24 protein-coding genes are annotated in these 26,544 nt (G+C 70.8%); 13 read left to right on the top strand and 11 right to left on the bottom strand.

Features of this window, described 5'->3' with window-relative positions:
- Positions 1-19: 19 nt before the first annotated feature.
- The 3 genes from ADK67_RS01165 to mctP all read left to right on the top strand — a co-directional run bounded on the left by ADK67_RS01165 (position 20) and on the right by mctP (position 2,739).
- Complete coding sequence (locus ADK67_RS01165; RefSeq protein WP_053714443.1) at positions 20-721, top strand: GntR family transcriptional regulator; 702 nt, start codon at positions 20-22, stop codon at positions 719-721.
- 117 nt (positions 722-838) lie between these two features.
- Positions 839-1,105, top strand: coding sequence for a DUF3311 domain-containing protein (locus ADK67_RS01160; protein WP_053714442.1), 267 nt, complete (start codon positions 839-841; stop codon positions 1,103-1,105).
- The gene (gene mctP, locus ADK67_RS01155) at positions 1,105-2,739 is read left to right on the top strand and encodes a monocarboxylate uptake permease MctP (protein ID WP_053714441.1); all 1,635 of its coding nucleotides are present in this window, start codon (positions 1,105-1,107) and stop codon (positions 2,737-2,739) included. Before ADK67_RS01160 ends, mctP begins: the two co-directional genes overlap by 1 nt.
- Here the strand turns inward: mctP and ADK67_RS01150 are convergent, their stop codons facing one another.
- The 6 genes from ADK67_RS01150 to ADK67_RS01125 all read right to left on the bottom strand — a co-directional run bounded on the left by ADK67_RS01150 (position 2,740) and on the right by ADK67_RS01125 (position 11,217).
- On the bottom strand, positions 2,740-3,642 hold the full coding sequence (locus ADK67_RS01150) for an ROK family protein (protein ID WP_053714676.1): 903 nt from the start codon (positions 3,640-3,642) through the stop codon (positions 2,740-2,742).
- Between the two features lie 28 nt (positions 3,643-3,670).
- A complete protein-coding gene (locus ADK67_RS01145; RefSeq protein ID WP_053714440.1) occupies positions 3,671-5,851 on the bottom strand; it encodes a hypothetical protein in 2,181 nt (726 codons plus the stop codon).
- Positions 5,852-5,896: 45 nt separating this feature from the next.
- Positions 5,897-6,661 carry an amino acid ABC transporter ATP-binding protein gene (locus ADK67_RS01140; RefSeq protein ID WP_053714439.1) on the bottom strand — a complete coding sequence of 255 codons (765 nt, stop codon included), beginning with the start codon at positions 6,659-6,661 and terminating at the stop codon, positions 5,897-5,899.
- Positions 6,658-7,482 (bottom strand): amino acid ABC transporter permease, encoded by an 825-nt coding sequence (locus ADK67_RS01135; RefSeq protein WP_053714438.1) that lies wholly within the window; start codon positions 7,480-7,482, stop codon positions 6,658-6,660. Before ADK67_RS01135 ends, ADK67_RS01140 begins: the two co-directional genes overlap by 4 nt.
- Positions 7,483-7,554: 72 nt before the next feature.
- Complete coding sequence (locus ADK67_RS01130) at positions 7,555-8,373, bottom strand: transporter substrate-binding domain-containing protein (protein WP_053714437.1); 819 nt, start codon at positions 8,371-8,373, stop codon at positions 7,555-7,557.
- A 156-nt stretch (positions 8,374-8,529) separates the two neighbouring features.
- Positions 8,530-11,217 carry an MGH1-like glycoside hydrolase domain-containing protein gene (locus ADK67_RS01125; protein ID WP_231647960.1) on the bottom strand — a complete coding sequence of 896 codons (2,688 nt, stop codon included), beginning with the start codon at positions 11,215-11,217 and terminating at the stop codon, positions 8,530-8,532.
- Between the two features lie 106 nt (positions 11,218-11,323).
- Between ADK67_RS01125 and ADK67_RS01120 the strand changes: the two genes are divergently transcribed.
- Both ADK67_RS01120 and ADK67_RS01115 read left to right on the top strand, forming a co-directional pair.
- A complete protein-coding gene (locus ADK67_RS01120; RefSeq protein WP_053714435.1) occupies positions 11,324-13,375 on the top strand; it encodes a hypothetical protein in 2,052 nt (683 codons plus the stop codon).
- Complete coding sequence (locus ADK67_RS01115) at positions 13,372-13,845, top strand: hypothetical protein (protein ID WP_053714434.1); 474 nt, start codon at positions 13,372-13,374, stop codon at positions 13,843-13,845. The genes ADK67_RS01120 and ADK67_RS01115 overlap by 4 nt, the downstream gene beginning before the upstream one ends.
- Here ADK67_RS01115 and ADK67_RS01110 read toward each other — a convergent pair.
- A complete protein-coding gene (locus ADK67_RS01110) occupies positions 13,842-15,254 on the bottom strand; it encodes a M20/M25/M40 family metallo-hydrolase (protein WP_053714433.1) in 1,413 nt (470 codons plus the stop codon). The two genes, ADK67_RS01115 and ADK67_RS01110, sit on opposite strands and share 4 nt — an antisense overlap.
- Positions 15,255-15,717: 463 nt before the next feature.
- Between ADK67_RS01110 and pdhA the strand changes: the two genes are divergently transcribed.
- The 3 genes from pdhA to ADK67_RS01095 are packed head-to-tail and all read left to right on the top strand — an operon-like array spanning position 15,718 to position 19,290.
- The gene (pdhA, locus tag ADK67_RS01105; protein ID WP_053714432.1) at positions 15,718-16,911 is read left to right on the top strand and encodes a pyruvate dehydrogenase (acetyl-transferring) E1 component subunit alpha; all 1,194 of its coding nucleotides are present in this window, start codon (positions 15,718-15,720) and stop codon (positions 16,909-16,911) included.
- Positions 16,911-17,933, top strand: a complete 1,023-nt coding sequence (locus ADK67_RS01100) for an alpha-ketoacid dehydrogenase subunit beta (RefSeq protein ID WP_053714431.1) — start codon at positions 16,911-16,913, stop codon at positions 17,931-17,933. Before pdhA ends, ADK67_RS01100 begins: the two co-directional genes overlap by 1 nt.
- Positions 17,934-17,943: 10 nt before the next feature.
- Positions 17,944-19,290 carry a dihydrolipoamide acetyltransferase family protein gene (locus ADK67_RS01095; RefSeq protein WP_053714430.1) on the top strand — a complete coding sequence of 449 codons (1,347 nt, stop codon included), beginning with the start codon at positions 17,944-17,946 and terminating at the stop codon, positions 19,288-19,290.
- 8 nt (positions 19,291-19,298) lie between these two features.
- Here the strand turns inward: ADK67_RS01095 and ADK67_RS01090 are convergent, their stop codons facing one another.
- The gene (locus ADK67_RS01090) at positions 19,299-20,366 is read right to left on the bottom strand and encodes a pentapeptide repeat-containing protein (RefSeq protein WP_053714429.1); all 1,068 of its coding nucleotides are present in this window, start codon (positions 20,364-20,366) and stop codon (positions 19,299-19,301) included.
- A gap of 73 nt (positions 20,367-20,439) precedes the next feature.
- On the opposite strand from ADK67_RS01090, the gene ADK67_RS01085 reads away from it, so the two are divergent.
- Positions 20,440-21,345 carry a helix-turn-helix domain-containing protein gene (locus tag ADK67_RS01085; RefSeq protein ID WP_082403148.1) on the top strand — a complete coding sequence of 302 codons (906 nt, stop codon included), beginning with the start codon at positions 20,440-20,442 and terminating at the stop codon, positions 21,343-21,345.
- On the opposite strand, the gene ADK67_RS55240 is transcribed toward ADK67_RS01085, so the two are convergent.
- The 3 genes from ADK67_RS55240 to ADK67_RS01075 form a co-directional block, all read right to left on the bottom strand.
- Positions 21,275-21,517 (bottom strand): VOC family protein, encoded by a 243-nt coding sequence (locus tag ADK67_RS55240; RefSeq protein WP_442974074.1) that lies wholly within the window; start codon positions 21,515-21,517, stop codon positions 21,275-21,277. The two genes, ADK67_RS01085 and ADK67_RS55240, sit on opposite strands and share 71 nt — an antisense overlap.
- Before the next feature lie 88 nt (positions 21,518-21,605).
- Positions 21,606-22,820 carry an acyl-CoA dehydrogenase family protein gene (locus ADK67_RS01080; RefSeq protein WP_053714427.1) on the bottom strand — a complete coding sequence of 405 codons (1,215 nt, stop codon included), beginning with the start codon at positions 22,818-22,820 and terminating at the stop codon, positions 21,606-21,608.
- 7 nt (positions 22,821-22,827) lie between these two features.
- Entirely contained in the window at positions 22,828-23,472 is a 645-nt protein-coding gene (locus ADK67_RS01075; RefSeq protein ID WP_053714426.1) for an SCP2 sterol-binding domain-containing protein, read from the bottom strand.
- Positions 23,473-23,571: 99 nt separating this feature from the next.
- Between ADK67_RS01075 and ADK67_RS01070 the strand changes: the two genes are divergently transcribed.
- The 4 genes from ADK67_RS01070 (at position 23,572) to ADK67_RS01055 (ending at position 26,528) form a co-directional block, all read left to right on the top strand.
- Positions 23,572-24,267 carry a TetR/AcrR family transcriptional regulator gene (locus ADK67_RS01070; protein WP_053714425.1) on the top strand — a complete coding sequence of 232 codons (696 nt, stop codon included), beginning with the start codon at positions 23,572-23,574 and terminating at the stop codon, positions 24,265-24,267.
- A 158-nt stretch (positions 24,268-24,425) separates the two neighbouring features.
- Positions 24,426-24,809: a GntR family transcriptional regulator gene (locus ADK67_RS01065; protein ID WP_053714424.1), complete on the top strand. Its 384-nt coding sequence runs from the start codon at positions 24,426-24,428 to the stop codon at positions 24,807-24,809.
- A 10-nt stretch (positions 24,810-24,819) separates the two neighbouring features.
- Entirely contained in the window at positions 24,820-25,662 is an 843-nt protein-coding gene (locus ADK67_RS01060; RefSeq protein ID WP_053714423.1) for an ABC transporter ATP-binding protein, read from the top strand.
- A complete protein-coding gene (locus tag ADK67_RS01055) occupies positions 25,659-26,528 on the top strand; it encodes an ABC transporter permease (RefSeq protein ID WP_053714422.1) in 870 nt (289 codons plus the stop codon). The genes ADK67_RS01060 and ADK67_RS01055 overlap by 4 nt, the downstream gene beginning before the upstream one ends.
- Positions 26,529-26,544: the final 16 nt, after the last annotated feature.

Here is a 26,544-nt window from a genome sequence, read left to right as displayed (position 1 = left end):
CGGACTAGACTCGTTCACCATGACCACAGCTCAGGCGGACGGCTGGCTGAACGCCCTCGCGAAGGACCGCGGCGACCTCGACCGCTCCAGCACCGCCGAGCGCGTCGCGGACAAGCTGCGCACCAGCGTGCTCGACGGTGACATCCAGCCGGGTCAGCAGCTCAACGAGAAGGCCCTCGGCGAAGCCCTCCGCGTCTCCCGCAACACGCTGCGCGAGGCGTTCCGCCTGCTCACCCACGAACGCCTGCTCGTGCACGAGTACAGCAAGGGCGTGTTCGTCCGCCGCCCCGACGTGCCCGACATCGTGGACCTCTACGCCGCGCGCCGGGTCATCGAGTGCGGCGCGGTCCGCCGCTGGCCGCACGTGGAGGACGACGACCGGCGCGCCGTCCGCGACGCCGTGGCCCTCGGGCTTGCCTTCCGCGAGCAGGGCGACTGGACCGGCGTCGGCACCGCGAACGTCAAGTTCCACCAGGCGATCACCGCGCTGGCCGGCAGCGCCCGGCTGGACGAGGAGATGAAGCGGCTGCTCGCGGAGGTGCGGCTGGCGTTCCACGTGATGGGCGACCCCGAGGAGTTCCACCGCGACTACCTGCCGTTGAACCAGTCCATCGTGGACCGGCTCGACGCGGGCGAGGTTCGGCAGGCCGAAGAAGCGTTGCTCACCTACTTCGACCGGGCCGAGAACCACTTGGTCACCGGCCTGCGCGCTGAGCGGTAGTTGGTCACGATCCAGCTACTTCATCCGGCGGTAATGCACCCGACATGGTGACTACTGTCCCCCTTCCGACCTACCATGCGCGACACCGCGTCACCGGGCCGCCGTACGGAGGGGCACATGCCGTCTGCTCGAAAATCCAGCCTCCGCTGGAGCAACTGGAACCTGCTGCTGCTGGTTCCGCTGCTCATGCTCATCACCCCCTGGTTCAACTTCGATGAGCCGAGGGTGCTCGGGCTGCCGTTCTTCTACTGGTACCAGTTCGCCTGGGTCCCGGTCGGCGTGCTCTGCGTGGGCTTGGTCTACGTCAAGACCAAGGACGAACCCGTCGTCAAGGGCAAGCCGGACCGGCTGAGCGTGGACGACCTGGACGAGGGGGCCAAGTAATGCAGTGGACCGAGTTGGTGGTGTTCAGCGCGCTCTTCCTGCTGGTCACCGTGCTGGGCTTCTTCGCGGCCCGGTGGAAGGCGGGCGACACCCTCGATCACCTGGACGAGTGGGGACTGGGTGGTCGCAAGTTCGGCTCCTGGATCACCTGGTTCCTGGTCGGCGGTGACCTCTACACCGCTTACACGTTCGTGGCCGTGCCCGCGCTGGTCTTCGGCGCCGGCGCCATGGGCTTCTTCGCGCTGCCCTACACGATCATCCTGTACCCGATCGTGTTCCTGCCGCTGGTCCGCATGTGGTCGGTGTCCCGCGTGCACGGCTACGTGACGCCGGCCGACTTCGTCCGCGGCCGGTACGGCTCGCACTGGCTCGCGCTGCTGGTCGCCATCACCGGCATCGTGGCCACCATGCCGTACATCGCGCTGCAGCTCGTCGGCCTGGAGGCCGTGCTGCGCACGATGGGCCTCAACGGCTCCGGCATCCTCGGCCACCTGCCGCTGTTCATCGCGTTCGTGATCCTGGCGCTGTACACGTACCAGTCGGGCCTGCGCGCGCCCGCGCTGATCGCGTTCGTCAAGGACACGCTGATCTACATCGTGATCCTCGTCGCGGTGATCTACCTGCCGTCCAAGTTCGGCGGCTGGGGCGCGATCTTCGACACCGCGCAGGCGAAGTACGCCGCGACCGAGAGCAAGGCCGACGGGATCATCCTGACCGGCAACAACCAGCTCCAGTACGCCACGCTGGCGCTGGGCTCGGCGCTGGCGCTGTTCCTGTACCCGCACTCGCTGACCGGCATCCTCGCCTCGCGCGGCCGCAACGTGATCAAGCGGAACATGGTCGCGCTGCCCGCGTACTCGCTGCTGCTGGGCCTGCTGGCGATGCTCGGCTTCGTCGCCATCAGCGCCGGCGCCAAGCCGATCACCAACCAGGCCACCGGCCGCCCGGACACCAACACGATCATCCCCGTGCTGTTCGGCCAGGAGTTCCCGGGCTGGTTCGCCGGTGTCGCGTACGCGGCCATCGCGATCGGCGCCCTGGTGCCCGCGGCGATCATGTCGATCGCGGCGGCGAACCTGTGGACGCGCAACATCTACAAGGAGTACCTGAAGAAGGACGCCTCGCCCGCGCAGGAGGCCAAGCAGGCCAAGCTGGCGTCGCTGGTGGTGAAGTTCGGCGCGGTCGCGTTCATCGTGTTCATCGACCCGCAGTTCTCCATCGACCTGCAGCTCATCGGCGGCGTGATGATCCTGCAGACGCTGCCCGCCGTGGCGATCGCGCTCTACACCCGGTGGTTCCACCTGTGGGGCCTCATCGCGGGCTGGTTCGTCGGCATGGGCTACGGCATGTACCTGCTCTACAACATCGGCAACCCGGCCGTCGGCAAGGCGCACTTCGCCGGTTCCGCGCTGCCGCTGGACAAGCTGTCGCTGTTCGGCTGGCACCCGTTCGCCGGCTCCGCCGTGCAGATCTACGTCGGCGCGGTCGCCGTCGTGGCGAACCTGGTGGTCGCCGTCGTCGTGACGCTGATCGTGAAGCGGACCCGGGTGTCGAACGGGACCGACGAGACGCAGGGCGACGACTACCACGTGGACGAGGACAGCGACCGGGTCAAGCCCATCGCCGTGCACTAGCTAGCCCAGCACCAACCTCGCCGCGCCGACGAGTCCCGCCCGGCCACCGAGCCGGGCGGGCTCGACGCGCAAGGCGTCCAGGTAGGACAGTCCGCAGTGGTCGGCGACGGCACGGCGGATCGGGTCGAACAGCAGCTCGCCCGCCTGCGCCACGCCGCCGCCGACCACCGCCAGGTCCAGGTCCACCACCGCGGCCGTCGCCGCGATCGCCAGCCCGACCGCCCGCCCGGCCCGCTCGAACGCGGCCTTCGGGATCTCCTCACCGGCGCCGGCCGCCGCCGCCAGGTGCGCCGCGTCCGCCTCGTCCGGCGCCGCCCACCCCTGCCGACGCGCCCAGGCCACCATCCGCGGCCCGCCGGCCACCGTCTCCGCGCACCCGCGCCCACCGCACGTGCACGGCTCGCCGTCCGGCTCGACCACCACGTGCCCGATGTGCCCGGCGTTCCCGGTGCGCCCGCCGAACGCCCGTCCACCGAGCACCAGCCCACCGCCGACGCCCGTGCTCACCACCAGCCCGAGCATGAACCGGCTGCCCCGCCCCGCGCCGAGCCAGTGCTCGCCGAGCGCCATGCACGGCCCGTCACCCGCCAACTCCACCGGCACACCGGGCAGCAACGCGGACACCCGCTCGCGCAACGGGAAACCACGCCACCCGCGCACGTTGATGGGGCTGACCGTCCCCGCGTCGGCGTCCACCGGCCCGGCCGACGCGATCCCGACCCCCGCTACGCCCTCGCCCCGCGAGACCTCCTCGACCACGGACGCCACCGCACCCCAGGTCCGCTCCGCGTCACCGAGGGGCGTCGCCACCCGAACCGCCCGCCGCACCGCGCCATCCCGGTCCACCAGCCCGCCGGCGATCTTGGTGCCGCCGACGTCCAGTGCCAGCACCAGATCCGTCACGGCCGCCACCCTAGGTCAGGCGCCGCCGTCAGCGCTTCAACATCCGGGTCACGCCCGCCGCCACCGTCGTCGCCAGGACCCACCCCATCACGATCAGGCCGGACGCGATCCACTGCGACGTGCCCGGCGCGTTCCACCGGTTCTTGTTGCCGAAGTCCACGATCGGCACGACCAGGTCGATGGTGAACAGCCACGGGTTCCACGACAGCTCGTCGTCCGCGTTGATCTCCTTCAGCTCCGGCCCGGCGGCGAACCAGAGGCTGCCCACCAGCCACGTCACCACCAGCCACGCCAGCGCGCGGGCCGGGCGGTAGCCGTAGCCGACCATCGCGCGTTGCAGCCAGCTCCACAGCAGCACGAGCGGTCGCAGCCAGCGGCGGCCCTCGGCGACCGCCCGGTACCGCAGCCGCTGCTTCTCCACCAGCACGGTGGCCGCGTGCTCGTCGTTGCCGCCGGCGCGCAGCATCTCGGCGAACTGGTCGTACGGGCCCGGCCGGTACGTGCGCCGCATCGCCTGCCGCAGCCAGCGCAGCCGCCGGTCGACCTCGCCGTCGTCACGCAGGTCGATCGGGTGCCGCAGCGAGTCGTAGCGGAACTCCTCCAGGTCGATCCGCCCGGTCGCGCCCCAGAAGTGCTCGTTGTCGTCCAGGACCGTGCAGCGCACCTGCCGCAGCGTCACGTCGCCGCGCGGCGGGCTGATCGGCGTCAGCTCCAGCTCCTGCACGGCCATCCCGAGCAGGTTCAACGCGTGCGCGTCGAGCTTGTCGCCGAGCACCGCGCCGCTGAACGTGGCCATCCGGCCCACCTGCGCCCGCCTGGCCCGCACGCCGCCGTGCGCGACGAACTCCTTCGCGCCGCGCGCGCAGATCAGGTCGCGCCCGATGACCGCGCCGCCGACGTCCAGCGACGGCTTGCCCGCGGGCTGGTGCCGGTACCGGCCGGGGCGGGTGATCCGGCTGCCGCGCAGGTCGAGGTTCGCGCCGACGTGCACGGCGCGCAGCTCCAGCCCGCCGGTCACCTCGACCTCCCGTGCGGCGAAGTTGCTGCCGATCCGCGACCGGTTGCCCAGCACGGCGTCCGCACGCGGGTTGTCCAACGTGGACCCGTCGAGGATGAGGCTGCCCTTGGCCTGGAGGTCGACCATGCGCAGCTGGCCGCGCACGGTCGCCTGGCGGCCGATGATGTCGCCGCCGACCGTCGTGCCGTCGAGGTGCAGGGCGCGCCCGAACCCCGTCGGCTCGGCGGTGTCCGTGGCCAGCGCGCGGCCGTAGCCGGTCGGCTCGCTGTCCGCCTCGCCCATCGCGTCGAACGTCCCACCGGACAGCGACAGCGTGCCGCCGAGCGCGGCGTTGACCATGCGCACGGCGCCCGCGCTGGTGAAACCCCGGTCCAGCTGGACGTCGCCCTCCACCGCGATGCGGTCGAACACGAGCGTGGCGTTCGGGTCGGAGTGCGGGTCCAGCGCGTCGTCGTCGGCCCGGCCGTCGGCGGCGGTCGAGCCGCGCAGCGTCAACGCCGAGTCGACCCGCGCGCCCGCGAGCAGCACGGTGCCGCGCAACGCGCAGCCGTTCATCAGCAGGTTGCCGCCCACGTGCAGCCCGGTGCCGTTGAACGCGTGGCCGTGCGGGTTGGTCAGCCGCCCGCCGCTGAAGTTGCAGTAGCCGCCGACGTGCGCGCCCGCCATCCGCAGCTCGCCGGTCACCCGCACCCGCTGCGCCAGCAACCCGCCGGCCACCTTCAGCCGGTCGGCGTGCAGGGCGATCCCGTCGGCCAGGACCAACGCGCTGTCCCGCAACGACAGCGAACCGGCCACGTCCGCGTCGACCAGGTCGACCAGACCTTCGACCGTGCTGCCGGCGAGCGAGACCTCGTTGGCGCTGCTCAGGTTCCGCGCCGAGAGGCCGGGCAGCCAGCAGTCGGCGAACTCGATCCCGGCCAGCTTGCCCTGCCTCAGGTCCGGCGGCTCCTCGAACCGGCAGCGCACGAACTCCAGCAGGTACGGGAACTCCACCGCCCGCAGGTCGAGCGTCCCGGTCAGGAACCTGTCCGCGACCCGCACCACCGGCGGCATCCCGGCCCGCCGCCGGGGTAACCGCCACGTCCCGTCCGGCTCGCCGACGCCGCGCAGCACCTCGGCCGCGGCCATCCGGGCGGAGCGCGGCGGGCTGGGGTCGAACACGTCCAGCCCGCGCGCCCCCACCTCAGCCATGAGATCGACTCTAAGGCCAGAGACCGACACCCGTCCGGGGATCGATCAGGTGCTGCGGGGTCCTTGGTGCGTCGGGTCGAGCACGCGGGCCAGGAACGACTGCGTGCGCTCGTGCTGCGGCGCGCCGATGACCTGCTCGGCCGGGCCTTCCTCGACCACGTACCCGCCGTCCATGAACAGCACCCGGTCGGCCACCTCGCGGGCGAACTGCATCTCGTGCGTCACCACGAGCATCGTCATGCCCTCGTCGGCCAACTGCCGCATCACCCCGAGCACGTCGCCGACGAGCTCCGGGTCCAGCGCCGAGGTCGGCTCGTCGAACAGCATCACGTCCGGGTCCATCGACAGCGCACGGGCGATCGCCACGCGCTGCTGCTGGCCGCCGGACAGCTGGCCGGGCATGGCGTTGACCTTGTCCGACAACCCGACCCGCTCCAGGTTGCGCAACGCGACTTCCTGCGCCTGCTTCGCGTCCCGCTTGAGCACCTTGCGCTGCGCCACCATGAGGTTGTTCAGCACGTTCAGGTGCGAGAACAGGTTGAACGACTGGAACACCATGCCGATGCGGGTGCGCGCGGCGTCGATGTCCACGTCCGGGTCGGTCAGCTCGGTGCCGTTGACCACGATCGTGCCGCCGGTCGGCTCCTCCAGCAGGTTCACGCAGCGCAGCAGCGTGGACTTGCCCGAGCCGGACGGCCCGATGATGCACACGACGTCACCGCGCTCGACCCGGACGTCGATGCCCTTGAGCACGTCCAGCGTGCCGAACGACTTCTTCAGCCCGGTGATCTCGACCGCCAGCTCGCTCACGCGGACACCCCCAACCCGGTCGATTCCGGCGTGCTGATCTTCTTGCCGCCCGTGCGCCGCTCCAGGTACCGCGACAGGTGGCCCAGCGGCAGCGTGATCAGCAGGTAGCACAGGCCGACCACCAGGATGGGGGTCAGCGACGGCGACCGGCTCAGCGTCTCGCGGCCGAACTTGGTCAGCTCGTACTGGTCGCGGGCCAGGCCGATGATGTAGATCAGCGACGAGTCCTTGGTGAGCAGGATCAGCTCGTTGGTCAGCGGCGGCAGGATGATCCGGAACGCCTGGGGGATCACCACGGTCAGCAGCGTGCGGCCGTGCGACATGCCGAGCGACCGGGCCGCCTCGATCTGGCCCTTCGGCACCGCCTGGATGCCCGCGCGGATCGTCTCGGCCATGTACGCGGCGCCGACGATGCCCAGCGCCAGCATCACGGTCGAGTAGATGTCGAACTGCAGCCCGAACGCCAGCGGCACGCCGAAGCTCAGCGCGATGAACACCAGCAGCGCGGGCACGCCGCGGAAGAACTCGATGTAGATCGTGGCCAGCCACCGGTACGGCCCGACCGGCGACAGCTTCATCAGCGCCAGCACCAGGCCGAGCGCCAAGCCGAACGCGAAGCCGAGGGCCGTGTAGACGAGCGTGTTCTTCAACGCCACGGTGATGACGTTGGGGAACATCTCCGCGGCGATGTCGAGGTTGAAGAAGCTGCGCTGGATCTCGCTCCAGTCGGCGACGACCGCCAGGACGGCGGCCACCACGACCAGCAACGCGTACTGGCTGACCCGGAACACCTTGGCGCGTTGTCGCTTGGAGAGTGCCATGTGGGTTACCTCGTGGGTGGGGTGGACAAGGCGCGGGGCCGGTGCGGTAGCACCGGCCCCGCCGTCAGCCGACTACTTCGACTCCGGCTTCTTGCCGAACCACTTCTCGTAGATCCGGTCGTACTCGCCGCTGTCCTTCGCCTTCTTCAGGACCTCGTCGAACTTCGCCTTCAGGGCGGTGTTGCCCTTCTTGAAGCCGACGCCGTACTTCTCCTGCGTGTCGAACTCCGCGACGACCGCGGTGTCCGGGAACTCCTTGACGTAGTCCAGCAGCACGCCGTTGTCGTTGATGGCCGCGTCCACCGCGCCGGTGCGCACGGCGGTCTCCATCAGCGGCAGGTCCTCGAACTGGACGACCGTGTAGCCGTGCTTCGCCGCGTTCTCGTTGGCGTAGATCTCGCCGGTGGTCTCCAGCTGGACGCCGATCTTCTTGCCCTTGAGGTCGTCCAGGGACTTGACCGGGGAGTCCTTCTTGACCAGCAGCGCCTGCGAGGCGTCGAAGTAGGGCTCCGAGAAGTCGATGACCTCCGCGCGGTCCGGCTTGATCGTCATGCCGGCCGCGGCCAGGTCGCACTTGCCGGTGTTGAAGACCTCGCCGGAGGTGATGGTCTCGAACGGGGTGTCGAAGATTTCCTGGGTGACGCCCAGTTCCTTGGCCACCAGATCGACCAGGTCGACGTCGAAGCCGACCGTCTTGTCGCCCTCGGAGAACTGGAAGGGCTTGTAGGAAAGGTGGGTGCAGGTGACCAGCTTGCCGCTCTGGACCAGGGTGATGCCCGAGCCGCTGTCCTGCGAACCGGTGTTGACCTTGGTCGCGCACGCCGTCATCGTGGCCGCCAAGGCGAGCACGGGGAACAGGGCGAGCGCAGCGTGCCTGGTACGACGGGCCACGGCGTCACTCCTCGTAACTGTGTCGGTCGAGTGTTCGGCATACTGCCACTTGGGTGACTGGGTGCACAGCACGTGCGTGTTACAGAACTTCGGTGTGCATGAATCTTGCGTCACAGGGCACGTATGGCCGCAAATCATTCAGCCGGTTGGCTTTAATCACACAATTGATTCACCCAGAGCGCCCGTTTGGCGACGATCCGTCAACAGGCTGGCGACCAGCGCCGTCCACCCCGTCTGGTGCGTCGCGCCCAGTCCTTCGCCGGTGTCGCCGTCGAAGTACTCGCTGAAGGTGACGTGCTCGCGCCACAGCGGGGAGTCGGTCGACTCGATCCGCTTGCCGTCCGCGGGCCGGCGCCCGTCGTGGTCGGGCAGGAACAACGACACCAGCCGTCTGACCAGCTCGTCCGCCGCCTGGCCTGCCGTCACGTGCCGGGTGCTGCGGGTGGGAAGTTCCACGTGGAACCTTCCGCCGTGGAACTCCTCGATCGTGCGCAGGGCCTCCACGAGCAGGGCGTTGGTCGGGAACCACACCGGGCCGCGCCAGTTGGAGTTGCCGCCGAACATCGGCGTGCGCGACTCGCCCGGCTCGTAGCCCATCCGGTGCTCCTGGTCCGCGACCTGCACCTCCAGGCCCTCGCGGTGCGCCGCGGACAGGCTGCGGATGCCGTGCGGCGAGAGGAACTCGCCCTCGTCCAGCATCCGGCTCAGCACCCGGCGCAGCTTGCGCTCGTCCAGCAGGCTGAGCAGCGCGCCGCCGCCGCTGCGGCTCAGGAACTGCTGCAGCTCCGGCCGCTTGGCCAGCAGGTGCTCCAGCCGCCGGGCGAAGTCGGGCAGCTCCTCGAACACCCACGGCTCCAGCACCGCGCAGGCCAGCACCGGGATCAGGCCCACCATCGACCGCACCCGCACCGGCTGCGACTCGACGTGCCCGTCCGGCAGGCGCCGCGACACCACGTCGTAGCAGAAGCCGTCCGTCTCGTCCCAGATGCCGCGCCCGCCGGAACCGAACTGCGTGGACGCCTCGGCGATGCTCAGGAAGTGCTCCACGAACTTCGTGGCCACGTCCTCGTACGACTCGTCGTGCCGCGCCAGCTCCAGCGCGATCTGCATCAGGTGCAGGCTGTAGGCCGCCATCCACGACGTGGCGTCCGACTGCTCCAGCCGCCACTGGCCCAGCATCGGCTCCGACCGGTTCACCGGGCCGATGTTGTCCATGCCGAGGAAGCCGCCCTCGAACAGGTAGCTGCCGTCGGCGTCCTTGCGGTTGACCCACCAGGAGAAGTTCAGCAGCAGCTTGTGGAAGACCTTGGCCAGGAACTTGCGGTCCTTGACCTCCTCCGACCGGTAGACCTGCAACGCCGCCCACGCGTGCACCGGCGGGTTGACGTCGCCGAACTCCCACTCGTAGGCGGGCAGCTGGCCGTTCGGGTGCATCAGCCACTCGCGGCACAGCAGGAGCAGCTGCTCCTTGGCGAACGCCGGGTCGACCTTCGCGAACGGCACCGTGTGGAACGCGAGGTCCCACGCGGCGAACCACGGGTACTCCCACTCGTCCGGCATGGAGATCACGTCGGCCACGTCGAAGTGCCGCCAGTGCGCGTTGCGGGCGTGCATGTTCTTGCGCGACGTCGGCGCGGCGGGCTGCGCCGGGTCGCCGTCCAGCCACTCGCGGGTCCGGAAGCGGTAGTGCTGCTTGGTCCACATCAGGCCCGCCAGCGCCCGCCTGACCACGGCGGCGCGCTTGGGGTCCAGGTCGAGGCCGGTGTGGTGGAACTCGTCGGCCTCGGCCCGGCGCTGGTCCAGCGTGTCCTGGAAGCTCGGGCCGAACGCGTCGAGGTGCCCGTCGCCGTCCACCAGGCGCAGCCGCACGGTGACCGACTCGCCCGGCTCGACCGGGTCGAACGAGTACCAGGCGGCGACCTTCGTGCCCGGGTCGCTGGTGTCGTCCGGCCCGACGACCTGGCACGCCGCGGCGTCCCGGCCGACGACGTACCGGTCGATGCCGTCCTTCGTGTAGCGGGTCGGGTTGCGCCCGGCGCCGAACAGCCCGACCTCGTTGGTCTCGTTGTCGGTGACCAGCAGCGTCGGCGTGCCCTCGACGTGCAGCGTGTAGCGGCCGAGCGCGCCGTGCTCGGCGGTGATCCGGCGCCAGCCGTCCCGGGTGCAGGCGCGCAGGCTCGGCTTGCGGTCGTCCCGCCCCCACGCCCACGTGTTGCGGAACCAGAACTGGGGCAGCAGGTGCAGCGGAGCCGGGTCCGGGCCGTGGTTGGTGGCGGTCAGTTCGACGCAGATGTCCTTCGGGCCGGCCTTGGCGTAGCTCACCCGGACGTCGAAGAACCGGTTCTCGTCCAGCACGCCGGTGTCGGACAGCTCCGGCTCGCGCTCGTTGCGGCCGGCGCGCTTGGCCAGCTCGCGCAGCTCGGTGTAGGGGAACTCACCCTGCGGGTACCGGTAGACGACCTGCATCCACGAGTGCGTCGGCGTGCCGTCGGTCACCCACCAGTGCTCCTTGACGTCCTCGCCGTGGTTGCCCTCGTTGTTGGTGAGCCCGAAGTAGCGCTCCTTGAGGATCGGGTCGCGGCCGTTCCAGAGAGCGACGCCGAGGTTGAGGAAGCCATGCACGTCGCAGATGCCGGCGATGCCGTCCTCGCCCCAGCGGTAGGCACGGGAGCGGGCGTGGTCGAAGGGGAAGGACGTCCACGCGTCGCCGCTCGCCGAGTAGTCCTCGCGGACCGTGCCCCACTGGCGTCCGGCCAGGTAGGGGCCCCAGAGACGCCAGGGTGCGGTCGGGGAGTCGGACTCCGCCAACCGCGTCCGCTCGGCTTGCCGGCTGTGCTCGTTCACTCGGCCAGTGTGCGGCATCGGTTCAGTAAACCGGTTACCGGCGGGTTAGGTCACAGCCCTGGCCGGTGTTTGCCAACCCCGTCAGGCGGTGTCATCGTCACGCTCCGTGGACTACGACTTACCCCCGTGGCACAGCGGCGGCGACGCGCCTCCGCGTGTTCTCGACCGGGCGATAGCCGCGGCGCTCAAGCGGCCCGAGGTGACGCGGGCGGTCGACGCGGGGCACGTGACGCGGGAAGACCTGCTCACCGCGTTGGACGGCACGGACACCTCCGTGCTGGCGGCGGCCGGCCAGGCCGAGCAGCGGTACCGGACCGAACGCCCGGGCTGGTGGGCGTGGTTCGAGGTGAACGCCCCGATCGGGCGGTGGGTGCTGCTCGTCGCCCCGGTCCTCGGCTTCGCGTCCCTCGCCGCGTTCGTCACCTCCCTGCTTCACCTGCCCTGGTTCTGGTTGCTCATGGCCGCCGTGGGCGGTGCGGCGTTCGCGGCGCTGGCCGACCTGATCGTGGTGCTGAACCGGACACTCGCGGACGACGGATTCAGCCGCCGGTTCGCGATCGCCTGGCTGTGGTGCGGAGCGCTGCTGCCCATGGCCAGTTGGGAGCCGCTGTTCGGATCCCTGCCCGGTGGTTGGCAGCTGGCGGGGCTGCTCGTCCTGTTCGCGGTCCTGCTGTCGGCCCTCTGGACCGTCCGCACGCTGTTCGACGGCTTCACGCACGCGGGCCAGAGCGACGTGGCGCGGGCCGCGCTGAAGGCCTGGGAGGACAGCGTCGTGGTCGACGGCGTGCTGCCGGTGCTCTACAGCCGGCTGACCGAGGCGTTGCCGCCGGTGTACTCCACCACCCTAACGGCGCGGGAGGCGTTCGCGGTCGTCCGGGCCGACCCACTGCGGATGCACGTCCCGACACCGGCGGGCGTCGAGCTGGCCGGGCTGGTCGATCGGCTCGACGGCGGCAGCTTCGCCGTCGCCGGACCGCGCGGCGCGGGCAAGACGAACCTGCTCCGGGCGTTCTGCGGCGGTCGGTACCGGGCCGCGGGCCGGGCGCCCGACCTGGCCGTGCTGGTGTCGGCGCCGGTGGACTACGTGCCGCACGAGTTCGTCGTGCACCTGTTCGCCGAGGTGTGCGAGGCGGTGATCGCCCGGTTCGGGCCGCGCGAGAAGCTGGCGTCGGCCGCGCGGGACCACCTGGCCGTGCTCAACTACGTGCGCAGCCACACCGACGAGGTCAGCGGCAAGGGCGGGTTCAAGGGCTTCGAGCTGGCGGGCAAGCGCGCGGTGACGCTGACCGGCCGCCCGCTCACGTACCCCGAGGTGGTCAAGCGCTTCCGGGTGTTCCTCGGCCGGATCGCCGCCGAGCAGGCCACCGAGCGTGACCTCCTACCCGGCCGGGTGGTCATCGGCATCGACGAGCTCGACCGCATCGGCACGGGCGAGCCCGCGCGGCGGCTGCTCAACGAGATCAAGGCGGTCTTCGACGTCCGGGGCTGCTACTACCTGGTGTCCGTCTCCACCGAGGCGCAGCACGACTTCGAGCTGTCCGGCATCGGGCTGCGCAGCGTCTTCGACAGCTCGTTCGACGAGGTGGTCCGGGTCGACTACCTGGACTCCGGGTACGCGCGCAAGCTGCTCCGCCGCTACGTCCTGGACCTGTCCGAGCAGTTCCACGCACTGGCGTACGTGTTCTCCGGCGGCCTGGCCCGCCAACTCGTGCGCACCGCGCGCTCCATCGTCGAACTGGGCCGTGACCAGCCGGAACGTGACATCGCCGACGTCGTGCGCGCCCTCGTCGAAGCCGAACTGGTCCGCGCCTGCCAGGCCACCGCCGACGCCCTGACCGCCGCGGACGACCGCGAGGGCGTCACCGAGCTGCTGCGCCTGCTCGACGAACGCCCACCCACCGACCTCAAGACCTACGGCGACACCATCCGCAACGCCTACACCGGCCGTTCCGCCCGCGTCCGCCAACTGAAGGACGCCGTGGCCGCCCGCGTCCAGTTCCTCGCCACGGTCACCCGCACGTTCACCGCCGACCTCACCGAAGCCCGCATGGCCACCCTGGACTTCGACGCCCTGGCCCGCGCCCGCCGCTACGCGGGCACGAACCCCGACGCCGGCCTCGCCCTGCTCCGGGACCTCAACCGAAGATGGTCCCCATGACCGACGACTGGAAGGCCGACCGCATCGGCTCCGCGCTGCGCGGCGAGAACCCGACCGTGCTCCGGCGGCTCACCGCCGGGTTCGCCGTCATCGGGGACGTGCAGTTCCTGCCCGGCTACTGCGTCCTGCTCACCGACCGGCCCGACGTGCAGCGGCTCACCGACCTGCCCCGCCACCGCAGGCTGCACTTCCTCGCCGACATGGAGCTGCTGGCCGAGGCGGTGGAACGGGTCTGCGCGCGGCGCGACCCGGAGTTCCGGCGGGTCAACCTGGAGATCCTCGGCAACACCGACCCGTTCCTGCACGCGCACGTCCGGGCCCGCTACCACTGGGAACCGGAGCCGAACGTGCGCCACCCCGTCTACCTCTACCCGCAGCACCGCTGGACCGACCCGGCCACCGCCCTCGGTCCGCAGCACGACGAACTCCGCGCCGACCTGACCGCGGAGCTCGACCGGCTGTCCGGCTAACGCCGCGCGTGCGCGTCCAGCACCACGGCCACGGCCTCGGTGATCCGGGCCGCGTGCGCCAGGTGCAGCCACTCGTCCGGCACGTGGCAGTTGGAGTCCGGCCCGACCGCGCCCGTGACCAGGAACTGCGCCTTCGGGTACGCCTCGTGCAGCAGCCCCATGAACGGGATCGAGCCGCCGAGCGCCACCGTCCGCCACGGCGCGTCGAACACCTCCTTGCCGACCCGGTCCAACGTCTCCCGCAGCCACGGCGCCAGCTCGGGCGCGTTCCACCCGTCCGCGAACTCCACCCGCGACAGCTCCACCACCGCCCCGTACGGCACGTCGGTCGTCAGCGCGCGCCGCACCGCTTCGATCGACGCCTTGGCGTCGGCCGTCGGCGGCAGCCGGAAGCTCAGCACGAACGTGGTGAACGGCCGCAGCACGTTGCCCGCGTCGTCCGGCTCGGGCAGCCCGGACGCGCCGGTGACCGACAGCGTCGGCCGCCACCCGGCGTTGAGCGCCAGCTCGACCTCGTCGGTGTCCATCGGCTGCGTCCCCGCCGCCCACGGCACGCTCCCGACCAGCACGCCGGGCGTGCTGGCCACCGCGTCGCGCACCTCGTCCACCCGGTTCTCCGGGATGTCGACGTGCATCTCGCGCACCAGCACCTCGCCGGTCGCGGAGTCCTCCAGCCGGTCCAGCAGCTGCCGGGCGATCCGGAACGACGACGGCACGATCCCGCTCGCCATGCCCGAGTGCAGCCCGCTCTCCAGCACCCGCACCGTGACCGTGACCTGCGCCAACCCGCGCAACGACGTGGTCAGCCACATCCGGTCGTAGTCGCTGCCGCCCGAGTCGAGGCACACCACCAGCGACACGTCACCCAGCCGCGGCCGCAGGTGCTCCAGGTACGCGGGCAGGTCCGGGCTGCCGGACTCCTCGCCCGTCTCCAGCAGCACGACGCAGCGCGAGTGCGTGCCGCCCGCCCGCCGGACGCCCTCGATGGCGGCGATCGCCGCGTAACCCGAGTAGCCGTCGTCGGCCGCGCCGCGACCGTAGAGCCGCCCGTCGCGCACGACCGGCGTCCACGGCCCGAGCCCCTCGCCCCAGCCACCGACCGGCGGCTGCTTGTCCAGGTGGCCGTACATCAGCACCGTGTCGGACGTCGGCGCGGTGCCGGGCACGTCGACCAGCAGCACGGGCGTGCGGTCGGGCAGCTGGACGACCTCGACGGTCGCCCCGGGCAGGTCGCGGTCGGCGAGCCAGGCGCGCACGTGCTCCACCGCGGCGGCCAGGTGGCCGTGCGAGGCCCACGCGGGGTCGAAGATCGGGGAGATCGCGGGTACCGCGACCAAGGCGGACAGGCTCGGGAGGATGTCGTCGTCCCAGAGCCCGCGAACGGTACGGGTCAGCGCTGAACGGTCCACGCCCCGATCCTGTCACGGCGCCGGCCGTCGAAGTCCCCCGGAAACCGGCCTCGCGCAAGTTTCGCGTGGTGGAAATGGTCTGTCCGGCCGATGGTCGGTAGTCCATCCAACGCGAGGGTGCCGACGTGGGCAATTCCGGTCGACCCGGCGTATCCGAAACCCTACGGAAGGTGGTTAACGATCGGTAACCGGGACGCTGCCGTTCGATAATCGGACGCTCTACTTGGACTGCCGAAGATTGGCCGTCCAACCGTTACCGCACGTCAGAACGCTGCACAGGAGATTACGAACTGGGACGGGGCTCACCATGTCGAGTGACGCCATGTCAGGATGTGGATGAGAACACCGTCAGCGCCGACGGTTGCCCGACCCCCACACCCCGGGGGCGACGGCGACTGGCGGTGCAGCCGCGCAGGATCGCCACAAGCGACCGGGCGGCCTCGTAGACGAGGAGACAAGGCGCATGTCGTCCCCCGAGAAATGGACGCACCCAGGGCCGGATGCCGCGCCGGCCACTGCTGCCAAACCGACAGCGGAACAGGTGATCGCAGGCTTGCGAGCGACAGACGAGGGCGGCGCCGACCTGGTGCAGCTGCTCACCCCCGAGGGCGAGCGCGTCCAGCACCCGGATTTCGACATCGACATCACGGCCGAGGAGCTGCGCGGGCTGTACCGCGACATGGTCCTGGTCCGCCGCGTCGACCGCGAGGCCAACGCGCTGCAGCGCAAGGGCGAGCTGGGCATCTGGGTCCCGCTGCTCGGCCAGGAGGCCGCGCAGATCGGCGCCGGCCGGGCCATGCGCCCGGAGGACATGGCGTTCCCCAGCTACCGCGAGCACGGCATCGCGTGGACGCGCGGGGTCAAGCCGACGGACCTGCTCGGCATCTTCCGCGGCACCGACAACGGCACGTGGGACCCGGTCGAGACCCGGTTCCACCCGTACACGATCGTCATCGGCAACCAGGTGCTCAACGCCACCGGGTACGCGATGGGGCAGAAGTTCGACGGCAAGGTGGGCGACGCCGACGGCGAGGCCACCATCTGCTTCTTCGGCGACGGCGCGACCAGCCAGGGCGACGTGCACGAGGGCTTCGTGTGGGCCGCCGTCTACGACGCGCCGCTGGTGTTCTTCTGCCAGAACAACCAGTGGGCGATCTCCGAGCCGACCGAGCGCCAGTCCCGCCTCCCGCTCTACCAGCGGGCGCGCGGCTACGGCTTCCCCGGCATCCGGGTCGACGGCAACGACGTGCTGGCCACCCTCGCGGTCACCCGCTGGGCGCTGGAGGAGTGCCGCCAGGGCAACGGCCCGATCCTGATCGAGGCGTTCACCTACCGGATGGACGCGCACACCACGTCCGACGACCCGTCGCGCTACCGGCTGTCCGACGAGCTGGAGCTGTGGAAGCTGAAGGACCCGATCGAGCGGGTCAAGGTGCACCTCGTCAAGCAGCAGTGGGCCGACCAGGCGTTCTTCGAGTCGGTCGAGGCCGAGGCCGAGCAGATCGCGATCGAGCTGCGCGACTACTGCGTCAACCTGCCCGACCCACCGGCCGGGCGGATCTTCAGCGAGGTCTACGCCGAGGGCAACCACGTCCTGGAGGCGCAACGCGACGAGTTCCTGGCCTACCACGCCGGGTTCGCGGGAGGTGAGCACTGATGGCTGCTCCGACCATGGACCGCACCACGTCCGCCGCACCCGCCGCGGTGCAGACGCTGACCATCGCGAAGGCGTTGAACAACGGCCTGCGCGCGTCGATGGAGGCCAACCCCAAGGTCATCGTGATGGGTGAGGACGTCGGCAAGCTCGGCGGCGTCTTCCGGATCACCGACGGCCTGCAGAAGGACTTCGGCGAGCAGCGCGTGCTGGACACCCCGCTGGCGGAGTCCGGCATCATCGGCACCGCCGTCGGCCTCGCGATCCGCGGCTACCGGCCGGTGTGCGAGATCCAGTTCGACGGCTTCATCTTCCCCGGCTTCGACCAGATCGTGTCGCAGGTCGCCAAGCTGCACTTCCGCACCCAGGGCAGGCTCAAGGTGCCCATGGTGATCCGGGTGCCGTTCGGCGGCGGGATCGGCGCGGTCGAGCACCACTCCGAGTCGCCCGAGTCGTACTTCGCGCACACCGCCGGCCTCAAGGTCGTCGCGTGCTCCAACCCGGCCGACGCCTACTGGATGATCCAGCAGGCGATCGACTGCGACGACCCGGTGCTGTTCTTCGAGCCCAAGCGGCGCTACTACGAGAAGGGCGAGGTCGACACGACCGCCGCGCCCGGACCGCTGTTCGCCTCGCGCACGCTGCGCACCGGCCGCGACGTCACGCTCGTGACGTACGGGCCGATGGTGCGCACGTCGCTGGAAGCCGCCGCGGCGGCCGAGGAGGAGGGGCGTTCGCTGGAGGTCGTCGACCTGCGCTCGCTGTCGCCGCTCGACCTCGCGCCCGTGTACGAGTCGGTGCGGCGCACCGGCCGGCTGGTCGTGGTGACCGAGGCGCCCAGCGAGTCCTCCATCTCCAGCGAGATCGCGGCCAAGGTGCAGCAGGAGTGCTTCTACTCCCTGCAGGCCCCCGTGCTGCGGGTGACCGGGTTCGACACCCCGTACCCGCCGTCGAAGTTGGAGGAGGAGTTCCTCCCCGACCTCGACCGGGTGCTGCACGCCGTCGACCGCTCGCTGGCCTGGTAGGGGGATAGTCGTGCCGCAGTTCAAGCAGTTCCCCATGCCCGACACGGCGGAAGGGCTGACCGAGGCCGAGATCCTCACCTGGCACGTCAAGCCGGGTGACGCGGTGAAGGTCAACCAGGTCATCGTCGAGATCGAGACCGCCAAGGCGGCCGTCGAGCTGCCGTGCCCGTGGGACGGCGTGGTGACCGAGTTGCTGGCCGAGGTCGGTCAGACGGTCGAGGTGGGCGTTCCCATCATCACGATCGACGTCGACCCGTCCGGCTCGGCGCCGGCCGCCGCGCCGACGCCGACGTCCGCGCCCGCGTCGAACGGCAAGATCGGCGAGGAGATGCCGGGCGGCCGGATCGCCACGCTGGTCGGCTACGGCCCGCGTGCCGGCGCCGCGAAGCGCCGGGCCCGCAAGGACGCGCCGGCTCCCGTCGCCGCCGCTCCGGCTCCGGTTTCCGCACCTGCTCCGGTGGTCGCGGAACCGGTGGCCGCTCCGGCGGGCGGCTACGTGCCGCTGGCCAAGCCGCCGGTGCGCAAGCTGGCCAAGGACCTGGGCGTCGACCTGTACGCGCTGTCGGGCTCCGGCCCGGGCGGCGTGATCACGCGGGAGGACGTCGAGCAGGCCGTGGCGTCCCCGGCTCCGGCGCCGGCCGCGGCCGTCGACAGCGGGTCGCGGGAACGGCGGGTGCCGATCAAGGGCGTCCGCAAGGCGACCGCGCAGGCGATGGTCGAGAGCGCGTTCACCGCGCCGCACGTCACGGAGTTCCTGACCGTCGACGTGACGCCGATGATGGAGCTGCGGGCGCGGCTGAAGAACGCGCCGCAGTTCCGCGACGTCAAGCTCACGCCGCTGGCGTTCGCCGCCAAGGCCGTCGTGCTCGCCGTCCGCCGCACGCCCGACGTCAACGCGACGTGGGACGAGGCGGCGCAGGAGATCGTCTACAAGGACTACGTGCACCTGGGCATCGCCGCCGCGACGCCACGCGGTCTCGTGGTGCCGAAGGTCCGCGACGCCGACCGCATGTCGCTGCGCGAGCTGGCCGTCTCCCTGGACGCCCTGGCCACGACCGCCCGTGAGGGCAAGACGACGCCCGCGGACATGATGGGCGGCACGATCACCATCACCAACGTCGGCGTCTTCGGCGTCGACACGGGGACCCCGATCATCAACCCGGGCGAGTCGGCGATCCTGGCCTTCGGCGCGATCCGGGACATGCCGTGGGTGGTGGACGGCCAAGTCGTGCCGCGCAAGGTGTGCCAACTGGCGCTCAGCTTCGACCACCGCGTGGTCGACGGCCAGCAGGGCTCGCAGTTCCTGGCCGACGTGGGCGCGCTGCTCGCCGACCCCGGTGTGGCGATGACCTACTAGGACGACTGCTACGACAGCGGACGCCGGGAATCCCCAAGGGTTCCCGGCGTCTTGCTGTTCCGCAGCGCCCGTTCGAACTCCTCCGGGTCGCGCGCCTCGAACTCGTCGAGCAGGAACACGCACCCCTCGGCCTCGGCGGCGTCCAGTTTGACGGTCGTGCGCTCGGTCAACGTGGTGGCGGAGAAGTCGACCACCTCGCCGCTGAAGCTCGCGGCGCTGAAGTCCAGCACGGCCCGGTCCGCCAGCATGCCCCAGAACGTGGTGCGGTCCGCCGCGAAGATCGCGCCGCGGAAGGTGGTCGAACCGATGAACCTGGTACCGCTGAAATCGGTGAGCCCACCGCGGAAGACGGCGTGGTCGAACGAGAAGTCGCCGTTGACGACCCGGCCCGCGAGGTCGAGGTCCTCGAACTCGACGCCGTGGAAGTCGAAGCTCACCTGGTGCCAACGCGGGCTGTGGTCGAGGAGCTTGGTGATGATCGCCTGCCGCACCTCGCGCTCCGTGCGGTCCTCCTCCGGGTAGGGCGTGCGCAGGTAGCCGCACAGGACGTCCACGCACGTCTGCCGTTGGGCCGCCCAGTCGTCGGCCAGACCGACCATGGCGTAGACACCGGCGAGCCGCACCGCGAAGCTCTCGTGCCCGAGCTGCTCGGCCGCCTTCCCGTAGCGCTCGTTCAGGTACTTGGTGCCTTCGCGGTCCTCTTGTCGCGTCGCGATCACGTGCGCCGCCTCGGACACCAGTTGCTTGCGGTAGGCGACCGCGAGCGCGACCACCGCGCCCAGCCCGCCGACCACCGCCAACCCGATCTTGAGCAGGTCGAGCAGCTCGGCGGTGGTGAACGCGGCGGTGTCCGGCAGCTTCGGCCGGCCGAGCAGCAGGTAGAGACCGGTCCCCGTGGCGCCCGCCAGCACGACCGCCGCGAGCAACCACCTCACCACCGCCCCGGCCATCGAGCCCCGCGCGCCCGCGTGCGGCACCCGTGTCGGTCGGGGAGAGCGTTTGACCAACCACCACAGCAGCACGAGGGCGGCGAACGCCGCGATGGCGGGCAGGTAGGCGGTCAACTCCGGCGGCACAGCGAGCAATCGTGCCCGACGATGGCGTTAATCGGTTGAAGTTCCAGTGACTGGAGAGTTCAGGGTGGTCCCCGTGACGCACTACTCGATCGGCGAACTGGCGCGGTTGACCGGGCTGTCCACGCGGACGATCCGGTTCTACTCCGACAGCGGTGTGATCCCCGTGGCGGGGCGCACGGCGGGCGGGTTCCGCACCTACGACGTCGACGGGCTGGCGCGGCTGAAGCTCGTGCGGACCCTGCGCGAACTGGGCGTCGACCTGCCCACGGCGCAACGGGTGCTGGCGCGGGAGGTGTCCGTCGCCGAGGTGGCGCGGACGCACGCGGAAGCCATCGACGCGCAGATGCGCACGCTCCGGTTGCGCCGGGCCGTGCTGCGGGTCGTGGCACGGAACGGGGAGGTGGAGATGGTGCACGAGTTCGCGCGGCTGTCGGAGCAGGAGCGGCAGGCGATCCTGGACGACTTCTTCGACGAGGTGTTCGGCGGGTTCGACATGGAACCCGAGTTCGTGGCGCGCATGAGGTCGGTCCGGGTCGACCTGCCGGACGACCCGTCGCCGGAGCAGCTGGAGGCGTGGATCGAACTGGTGAACCTGGTGCGCGACCCGGACTTCCGGGCGTCGATCCGGCGGATGTCGCAGCGGCACCAGGAGATGCGGGCCGAAGGCGCCGACATGGCACCGAGCTCACCCGCGCAACTGGAGGCGTTCCAGTACGCGATCACGCAGGCGCGCGAGGCGCTGGACGCGGCCATCGACCCACGTTCGCCGGAGGCGTCGGCGATCGTGGTCAGGATCAACGACAAGTGGGCGTCCGCGCTGGACGTCCCGGCGGGCCCCGAACTGTCCCGCCGGTTGGAGGAGTTCGGCGACCCGAGGGCCGAGCGCTACTGGCAGCTGATCGCCAAGATCAACGGCTGGGAGACGCAGATCCCCGACACCACCGCCGAACGGGCGTGGCTGGTCGAAGCAAGTCGCTGACGAGGCAGAACGGGTGTCCGGCGGGACCGTCGAACACCCACCAGACGTCGTTGGCCTCGCCCAACAACGTCCCGCCGAACCGGCGGACCTCGGCCTTGGCCACGCCGAGGTCCTCCACCCCGACCTCCAAGTGGACCTGCTGCGGCTTGCGCAGACCGGGCCACCCCAACACTCCGACCTCGGCCGTCGGAAGCACAGGGGCGGGGTCTCCCGCGTCCCGAAGACCCCGCCCTGGACCCAGGCGAACCCGGGACGTCACCTCACTTGATGTACATCCCCGAAATGGCCCTGGCCACCACCAACCGCTGGATCTCCGACGTCCCCTCGAAGATGGTGAAGATCTTGGCGTCACGGTGCATGCGCTCCACCGGGTGCTCCCGCGTGTACCCCGCCCCACCCAAAATGTGGATCGCACGTTCCGTCGCCCACACCGAGACCTCGCCCGCCTTGAGCTTCGACATCGAACCCTCGCCCGCCGTGAACGGGACGTTGTTGCGGCCCATCCACGCCGCCCGCCACACCAGCAGTCGGGCGGCGTCGATCTCCATCTTCATGTTCGCCAGGTCGAACGCGATGGACTGGTTCTCGATGATCTTGCGGCCGAACGCCGAGCGGTCCTTCGCGTACTCCAGCGAGTACTCGTAAGCCGCACGCGCGACGCCCACCGCCATCGCGCCCACGGTCGGGCGGGTGGTTTCGAACGTGGCCATCGCCGCCTGCCCGCCGGCCTTCTGCCCCTCACGGGCGCGGGCCAGCCGGGCGTCCAGCTTCTCCTTGCCGCCCAACAGGCACCGGCCGGGGACGCGCACGTCGTCCAGGAACACGTCCGCCGTGTGCGACGCCCGCATCCCGTGCTTGCGGATCTTCCCCGGCGACGACAGCCCGCGCGTACCCGGCGGCACGACGAAGCCCGCCTGGCCCCGGACGCCCAGAGAGGAGTCCACGACCGCCGTCACCACGTGGACGTTGGCGATGCCGCCGTTCGTCGCCCACGCCTTCTGCCCGTTGAGCACCCACTCGTCAGTGGCCTCGTCGTACACCGCCCGCGTCCGGTAGCCCGCGACGTCGGAGCCGGCCTGCGGTTCGGACGCGCAGAACGCCGCCAGCTTCGGGTCGTCCTCCGTGCCGAAGCACTCGGGCACCCACTCGGCCAGCTGCTCGGGCGAGCCGGACGCGAAGATCCCCGCCGCCGCCAACCCGGTGCCCATCAACGCCAACGCGATGCCGGCGTCACCCCAGAACAGCTCCTCGGTCGCGATCGGCAGCGACAGGCCGATGGGGTCGGCGAACCAGGTGGCCAGCGACTCGAACCCGTACAGGCCGATCTTCGCCGCCTCCTGGATCACCGGCCACGGCGTCTCCTCGCGCTCGTCCCACTCCGCCGCCGCGGGCCGGATCACGTCCTTCGCGAAGCCGTGCACCCACTCGCGCAGGTCAACCTGGTCTTCGTTGAGCTCCAGCGAAAAACCGCCCATGGTCCCCTCACGCCTTCGGAATGTTGAACAAGCTCATGAACCCCGCCGCGAAGCCCAAGTCGCCCTTGACCTTCAGCTTGCCGGTCATGAACAGCACCGGGGCGGACGCGTTGCCGGTCGCGAGCTTCAGGAACTCCACTGGTCCCAACGTCACCGTGGCCCTGGGGTCACGCGTCTCTTCTTTGTTGATCGTGCACTCGGCGTTCTCGATGATCGCCTCGTACACGTCGTCGCCGTCGAACCCGCCGGTCAGCCGGAAGTGCACGACGGCACGCGTGGCGCCGGCGCGTTCGCTGCGGAAGTGGACCTCCATGCGGCGGAACACCTCGTCCAGCACGCGTTCGCGCAGGCCGGGCCTCGACGTCACGGACTCGATCTGGTCCTTGGACGCGCGCGAGATGATCCGCGCGAAGTTCTGCGGGTCCATCTTGGCCAGGTCGAGGTCGGCGCCGCCGTCGGCCAGCGCGCCCAACGCGTCGAGGAGGTCGGCGAACTCGTCCCGGCCGAGCTTCTTCGGGTCGATGCCGCGCGCGATGACGTCGATGTCGACGTCCTTGAGCGCCGGGTCGCCCGGGTCGACCTGCTTGAGCGTTGAGATCAGCTCCGCCGGGCTGAGCTTCGCGATCGCCTCGGTGGTGAGGTCGATGGTCATGTGGCACCTCCGCTACCTACTGACAGGTAAGCCTACTGGCGAGTAGGTAAGGCGGCAAGGGGCTCAGAGTAATCTTGTCCCAGCCATCCAGGGGGTGCGATGCACGCAGAGCAACCGGTTCGCTCGGGTCGGGCCAAGAGACTGCCACGCGCGGTGCGCGAGCGGCAGATCATGGACGCCGCGGTCGACGTCTTCTCGCGCTTGGGCTTCCACGCCGCGTCGATGGACGAGATCTCCGAGGTCGCGGGCATCTCCAAACCGATGCTGTACGCCTACCTCGGCTCCAAGGAGGAGCTGTTCGCCACCTGCATCCGCCGTGAGGCGACCCGGATGATGGAGGCGATCGCGAACGGCGTCGAGGCCGAGGAGCCGCCGGACGTCCAGCTGTGGAGCGGTCTGCGGGCGTTCTTCGGGTTCGTCGGCGAGAACCGCGCGAGCTGGCAGGTCCTGCACCGGCAGGCGTCCTCGCAGGGCGGTCCGTTCGCCGAGGAGCTGGCCGACATGCGCGGCCGGGCGATCAGCCTGGTGGCGGCGCTGCTGGTGCACTCGTCCGACTTCACCAACGTGCCGCGGGCGGGTGACAAGGAGGCCGAGTCGCTGGCCGCCGCACTGGTCGGGGCGGGCGAGTCGCTGGCCGACTGGTGGCTCGACAACCCCGAGGAGCCGGCGGGCGTCGTCGCCGCCCGGCTCATGAACCTGGTGTGGATGGGTTTCGGGGACCTGGTGGCGGGCGACGTGTGGCACCCGCCGTCGCGCCGGTCCGAGCACGCCTCCGAGGGCAAAGAAGGCGTCTAGCACCGGGTCGTGATTCACTCCCGCACCCCGGCCCTGAGGGCACGGTGTGCGGTTGCAGTCATGCCCGCGGCGGGTTCGCCGCGCGTCAGCCACCGCTTGTGCCGACCGTGGCCTTCGTGCATCATGCTTTCACTAATTGAGTAGTGAAAGGGTGCTGGGTGATCGAGTTCCGGATCGACCGCCGTTCCGGGGTCGCCGCCTACCTGCAGCTGGTGAACCAGACGAAGCAGGCGCTGCGGCTGGGGCTGCTCCGGCCCGGAGATCGGCTGCCGACGGCCAAGGAGGTCATGACGGCGACCGCCATGAACCCCAACACGGTGCTCAAGGCGTACCGGGAGCTCGAACGGGAGGGACTCGTCGAAGGCAGGCGGGGGCTGGGGACGTTCGTGGTCCGGACGCTGGGCAGGGCGGGTACCGGCGACGACGGGCCCCTGCGCGACGGGCTGGCCGCGTGGCTGGCGGGGGCCGAGGCGGCCGGGCTGGAGCGCGAAGACGTGGAAGCACTGGTGAAAGCCGTGCTGGACGAGCACTACCGGACGTGAGGAAGTCACCATGGACGAGGGGTCGGCCGCGCTCGCCGCGGCCGGGTTGGGCAAGCGCTACCGGCGGGGCTGGGCGCTGAAGGACTGCACGTTCACGCTGCCGGCGGGGCGGATCGCGGCGTTGGTCGGGCCGAACGGCGCCGGCAAGTCGACGCTGATGTCGCTGGCGACCGGGCTGCTGCGCCAGACCGAGGGCGAGGTCGAGGTGCTGGGCCGGCCGGGGTTCCTGGCGCAGGGCAAACCGCTGTACCAGGGGTTCACCGTGGCGGAGATGCTGCACGCGGGCCGCACGCTGAACCCGGACTGGGACGACGACCACGCGCGCCGGCTGGTCGACGAGGCGCGGGTGCCGCTGACGGCGAAGGTCCGGACGCTGTCCGGCGGGCAGCGGACGCGGGTCGCGCTGGCCGTCGCGCTGGGCCGCAGGCCGGAGGTCCTGCTGCTGGACGAGCCGCTGGCGGACCTGGACCCCCTGGCGCGCGAGGAGGTCATGGGTGCGCTGCTGGGCGAGGTCGCCGAAGCGGGGATGACGGTCGTGCTGTCCTCGCACGTCATCGCCGACCTGGACGGGATCTGCGACCACCTGCTGCTGCTCTCGGAGGGGCGGGTGCGGTTGGCCGGTGACGTGGAGGACCTGCTGGCGGAGCACCGGTTGCTGATCGGGCCGCGCTCGCTGGACGTGCCGCCGGACGTGGTGGTGGAGCGGCGCGACACCGGGCGCCAGTCGACCGTGCTGGTGCGCGGCCTGGCCGACCCGCCGGACGTGGAGGTGGTCGAACCCACCCTGGAGGAGTTGACGCTCGGCTACCTGCGGGCGGGTCGCGCGGCGGCGGAGCGGCGGGTGGCGGCATGACGTGGGTGGCGTGGCGGCAGCAGCGGTTGCTGACCCTGATCTCGTTGGCGCTGGTCGCGGTCGTGGCGGCCGGCATGGCGGCGCTGTGGGTCGACGTGTCGTCCGTGCTGCCGGCGGACCCGAACGTGCTCAGCGAGCGGTACGGCGACCTCGTCGGCTACCTGCCGATGCTGCTGCTCGCCCTCCCGCTGCTGCTGGGCATGTTCGCCGGCGCGCCGGTGTTCGCGCGGGAGCTGGAGCAGGGCACGCACGTCTTCGGGCTGACCCAGTCGGTCGGCCGGACCCGGTGGTGGGCGACGAAGGCGCTCGTCGCAGGACTCCCGGTGACCGCCGCGATGACCCTGCTCGGCCTGCTCAACGCGCAGGCGCTCGGCCCGTTGCACATCGTCATGTCGAGTCGGCTCCAGACGCCGATGTTCGAGAGCCAGGGCGTCGTGCTGGGCGCCTACACCGCGCTCGCCTTCGCGATCGGCGCGACCGCAGGGCTCCTGGTGCGCAGCACGTTGGGCGCCATGGCGATCACCATCGGCGGCTACCTGGCCCTGCTGATCGTGGTGTCGAACGGGGCCCGCCCGCGGTACGCGACGCCGGAGCACACGGCGTCGGCCGCGACGGAGTCGGGCTCGTGGCGCGTGGAGGTCGGCTACCTGGACGCGCAGGGCCGTGCGGTGGAGTTCTCCGGCAGCGGCTGCGGGGTGAGGTCGTACCAGGAGTGCATGGCCGAGCAGGGCATCACCGGCCAGTTCGCCGACTTCCACCCGGCGGAGCGGTTCTGGGCGTTCCAGTTCGTCGAGGCGGGCATCTTCGTCGTGGCCGCCGCGGCGGTGCTCGGCCTCGGCGCCTGGGCCGTGCGCCGCCTCCACTGACCGGGTCCGGTCCTCG

The organism is Saccharothrix sp. NRRL B-16348, from assembly GCF_001280085.1.
Lineage (GTDB): Bacteria > Actinomycetota > Actinomycetes > Mycobacteriales > Pseudonocardiaceae > Actinosynnema.
This window is presented reverse-complemented; position numbering and strand designations above follow the sequence as displayed.

What these genes read in the sequence shown, in the direction of transcription:
- pdhA (WP_053714432.1), top strand. Translation starts at nt 15,718, where the DNA reads ATGTCGTCCCCCGAGAAATGGACGCACCCAGGGCCGGATGCCGCGCCG.
- ADK67_RS01070 (WP_053714425.1), top strand. Translation starts at nt 23,572, where the DNA reads ATGCACGCAGAGCAACCGGTTCGCTCGGGTCGGGCCAAGAGACTGCCA.
- ADK67_RS01165 (WP_053714443.1), top strand. Translation starts at nt 20, where the DNA reads ATGACCACAGCTCAGGCGGACGGCTGGCTGAACGCCCTCGCGAAGGAC.
- ADK67_RS01145 (WP_053714440.1), bottom strand. Translation starts at nt 5,851, where the DNA reads ATGGCTGAGGTGGGGGCGCGCGGGCTGGACGTGTTCGACCCCAGCCCG.
- ADK67_RS01160 (WP_053714442.1), top strand. Translation starts at nt 839, where the DNA reads ATGCCGTCTGCTCGAAAATCCAGCCTCCGCTGGAGCAACTGGAACCTG.
- ADK67_RS01135 (WP_053714438.1), bottom strand. Translation starts at nt 7,482, where the DNA reads ATGGCACTCTCCAAGCGACAACGCGCCAAGGTGTTCCGGGTCAGCCAG.
- ADK67_RS01100 (WP_053714431.1), top strand. Translation starts at nt 16,911, where the DNA reads ATGGCTGCTCCGACCATGGACCGCACCACGTCCGCCGCACCCGCCGCG.
- ADK67_RS01060 (WP_053714423.1), top strand. Translation starts at nt 24,820, where the DNA reads ATGGACGAGGGGTCGGCCGCGCTCGCCGCGGCCGGGTTGGGCAAGCGC.
- ADK67_RS01080 (WP_053714427.1), bottom strand. Translation starts at nt 22,820, where the DNA reads ATGGGCGGTTTTTCGCTGGAGCTCAACGAAGACCAGGTTGACCTGCGC.
- mctP (WP_053714441.1), top strand. Translation starts at nt 1,105, where the DNA reads ATGCAGTGGACCGAGTTGGTGGTGTTCAGCGCGCTCTTCCTGCTGGTC.
- ADK67_RS01075 (WP_053714426.1), bottom strand. Translation starts at nt 23,472, where the DNA reads ATGACCATCGACCTCACCACCGAGGCGATCGCGAAGCTCAGCCCGGCG.
- ADK67_RS01055 (WP_053714422.1), top strand. Translation starts at nt 25,659, where the DNA reads ATGACGTGGGTGGCGTGGCGGCAGCAGCGGTTGCTGACCCTGATCTCG.
- ADK67_RS01115 (WP_053714434.1), top strand. Translation starts at nt 13,372, where the DNA reads ATGACCGACGACTGGAAGGCCGACCGCATCGGCTCCGCGCTGCGCGGC.